Origin of the sequence: Anoxybacillus sp. (assembly GCF_036834105.1) — a bacterium.
Classification (GTDB): domain Bacteria; phylum Bacillota; class Bacilli; order Bacillales; family Anoxybacillaceae; genus Anoxybacillus.
Genome location: NZ_DAITON010000192.1, coordinates 1 through 3,087 on the forward strand (window position 1 = coordinate 1; position 3,087 = coordinate 3,087).

General features: G+C 39.5%; 3 protein-coding genes and 2 pseudogenes. 1 reads left to right on the forward strand and 4 read right to left on the reverse strand.

Annotated features, from left to right (window positions below; translation table 11 throughout):
* Positions 1–70 precede the first annotated feature (70 nt).
* From V7Z64_RS12640 to V7Z64_RS12650, 3 genes and pseudogenes are all read right to left on the reverse strand, one after another.
* Positions 71–382: a PTS sugar transporter subunit IIB gene (locus V7Z64_RS12640; protein ID WP_297990983.1), complete on the reverse strand. Its 312-nt coding sequence runs from the start codon at positions 380–382 to the stop codon at positions 71–73.
* 159 nt (positions 383–541) lie between these two features.
* On the reverse strand, positions 542–1,501 hold the full coding sequence (manA, locus tag V7Z64_RS12645; protein WP_297990982.1) for a mannose-6-phosphate isomerase, class I: 960 nt from the start codon (positions 1,499–1,501) through the stop codon (positions 542–544).
* A gap of 19 nt (positions 1,502–1,520) precedes the next feature.
* Positions 1,521–1,913: pseudogene (locus V7Z64_RS12650) on the reverse strand (PTS sugar transporter subunit IIA); the annotation flags it as partial.
* Positions 1,914–2,002: 89 nt separating this feature from the next.
* On the opposite strand from V7Z64_RS12650, the gene gloA2 reads away from it, so the two are divergent.
* Entirely contained in the window at positions 2,003–2,386 is a 384-nt protein-coding gene (gloA2, locus tag V7Z64_RS12655) for an SMU1112c/YaeR family gloxylase I-like metalloprotein (RefSeq protein WP_183247496.1), read from the forward strand.
* A gap of 18 nt (positions 2,387–2,404) precedes the next feature.
* Here gloA2 and V7Z64_RS12660 read toward each other — a convergent pair.
* Positions 2,405–3,087, reverse strand: a pseudogene (locus tag V7Z64_RS12660) (phospho-sugar mutase); the annotation flags it as partial.

Sequence of the window (3,087 nt, forward strand, 5' to 3'; positions counted from 1 at the left end):
GGCACTGCCACTATGAAGAATCAACTGGAAACTAATTTGCTCTGCTGTTAAATGTTCGAGACTTTCCATGTTAACGCGCCCCCATAAGTTGTATTGCTTGCTCATATACTTTTTTGCCGTCTGCCAACCCATATGCTACCATATCGATCACTTCGACAGGTATACCGTACTTTTTCGCTTCGTTTTGTAGTTCTGCTTTTAAAAAGCTCATTTGTGGGCCAATTAATACAATATCTGCTTTTGCCATTTCCTCCTTCGCCTTCTCTTGTCCAACAGCCCAAATCTTTACATCATCTCCCATTTCTTTTGCATACGCCTGCATTTTCGTAACAAGTAAGCTAGTAGACATTCCAGAACTACAAGCAAGTAAAATTTTTCTCATCACCTATTCTCCTTTCTTAATTTCAAGCGCTTACAACAATAATTTTAAGTCATATAAAATTAAATGTCTATACATTTAATAATAAAAATATTGATATTTTTCGACATTTTATTTAACAAAAAACCTATTGCTCACGAAAAAGCAATAGGTTTTTACTTATTATTTCCTCCATGTTGGTGAAGAAACAATGCATTGCAAATTCCCTTGTATAGTAAAACGATCGAACGAATGGGGAATGAGAAAATGGTCTCCTTTTTGTAACGGATATGTCTCTTGTGCTGTACAAAGCCCCCCTTTTCCATCCAGAACACTAACTAATAAAAAATAATCCGTTTGTTCAATATTCCATTTATGCTCAATATCCCATTTTTGTACGGTAAAATACTCGTTTTGAACAAATGTTGTAATTTTTGCCCCTGTTGTTTGGATCACATGTGGTTCATAATACATATCGACATGTGGAACGGTAATAACATCGAGCGCTTTTGCTAAATGTAATTCCCGTTTGTTTCCATGCTCATCTACACGATCGTAATCATACATCCGATACGTCGTATCTGAGCTTTGCTGTGTTTCGAGTACGAGCGTTCCTTCGCAAAGCGCATGTACCGTACCACTTGGGACATAAAAAAAGTCCCCAGGACGAATCGGCACTTTCCGAAGCAAGTCATGCCACCGGCCTTCTTCCATCATTTGTCGCAGTTCTTCTTTTGTTTTTGCATGATGCCCGTATATTAGCTCTGCTCCTTCTTTACAGTCAATGATATACCAGCACTCTGTTTTTCCTAATTCTCCATTTTCATATGTACGAGCATATTCATCGTCAGGATGCACTTGCACCGATAAATCAGCATTCGCATCTAAAATTTTCGTCAATAATGGGAAACGATCCGATGGAAAATGACCAAATAACTCTGGATGATCGTCCCATAACTCACCTAACGTCTTACCTCGAAATGGTTCGTTTATGACAGTCGTCTGCCCGTTCGGATGTGCAGAAATTGCCCAACATTCCCCCGTTTGCTCTGAAGGAATATCGTATCCAAACTGCTCACGAAGACGATTTCCACCCCAAATTCGTTCTTGAAACACAGGTGCGAAAAAAAGAGGTATGTTCATGATTCATCTCCTTCCCCCATTAAGATTGAAACGTCTCAAATAATTGTAAAACATCTTCCACTTTTCGTACAGTTAATAGCTGTGCCCTAAACGTCTCATCCATCAGCTTTCTCGCTAACAATTGCAAAATTTTCAAATGCTCATTTCCTGCATATTGTTCAGGCACTGCAATCATAAAAATAAGTTTCACTTTTTCCCCATCTAAACTATCCCAATCTACCCCCTCATGCTTCATACCAAATGCTAAACAAGGGTGTTTAACTGCATCACTTTTTCCATGAGGAATCGCAATTCCAAATCCAATTCCAGTACTTCCCTCTCTTTCCCGATCATATAATGCCTGTTTGTATTGTTCTCGATCAACTAATCCCCCTGCTTCATCGATCAATCCAACCATTTCTTCCATAATCTCATCTTTCGTTGTTCCTTCTCATTGTCACAAATTTTTACCGTAAATTGTGGTAAAATACAAATCATTACCGTGCAAGGGGGAGAAGACAAATGTTCACACAACTACATCACATAGCAATTATCTGTTCGAATTATGAACGATCCAAACATTTTTACACACATGTTTTACAACTACCAATCATTCACGAACAATATCGCGCTGATAAACGATCATATAAGTTAGATTTGCAAATTGGGGATTTACAACTAGAGCTTTTTTCTTTCGAACATCCACCAAAAAGACAAAGCTATCCTGAAGCATGTGGCTTACGTCATCTAGCATTTGCAGTAGATTGTATTGAGGAAACGATCGCTTATTTACAAGCGCATCACATTGAAGTCGAACCGATTCGCATCGATCCGATAACGGGGAAAAAGTTCACATTCTTTCAAGATCCAGATCAATTACCAATTGAGTTGTATGAAAGGGGATAGATGGGGAAAAACTCCCCATCACTTCATTTGATATAAAGCATCTTCCACAAGCGACATAACGGCTTGTTCAAGTTCGGCCAACAGCGCATCACTTTCTTGTTGTGACTTGCCTTTTACGCCAAAATAAAATTTCGCTTTCGGCTCTGTGCCTGACGGGCGAACACAAAACCATGAACCATTGGCTAGTTCATATTTCAACACGTTCGATCGTGGCAAACGAAGCGGTTGCTCTATACCGTTTTCCCATCTTTTACTAACTGCGTAATCTTCCACCGCAACAACCTCTACACCTGCGATTTGACGTAACGGTTGGCTACGAAACGAGGACATGATGTGAGCGATTCGCTCTGCTCCTTCTTTTCCTTTTAACGTCAACGAACGCAAAGATTCTTTATAGTAGCCATACTTTCCAAAAATACCCATTAGTCCGTCATATAACGTTTTGCCTTGCGCTTTATAATACGCTGCTACTTCTGCCGCAAAAATTGCCGACTGAACCGCGTCTTTATCGCGAACAAAATCACCGATTAAATAACCGTAACTTTCTTCATAACCAAATTGGAACGTGTATTCTTTCGTTCGCTCAAATTCACCAATTTTTTCACCGATGAACTTAAAGCCAGTTAACGTATCGATCGTTTCCAATCCATAATGCGCCGCAATTGCCCGACCGATTTCTGATGTCACGATCGTTTTCAATA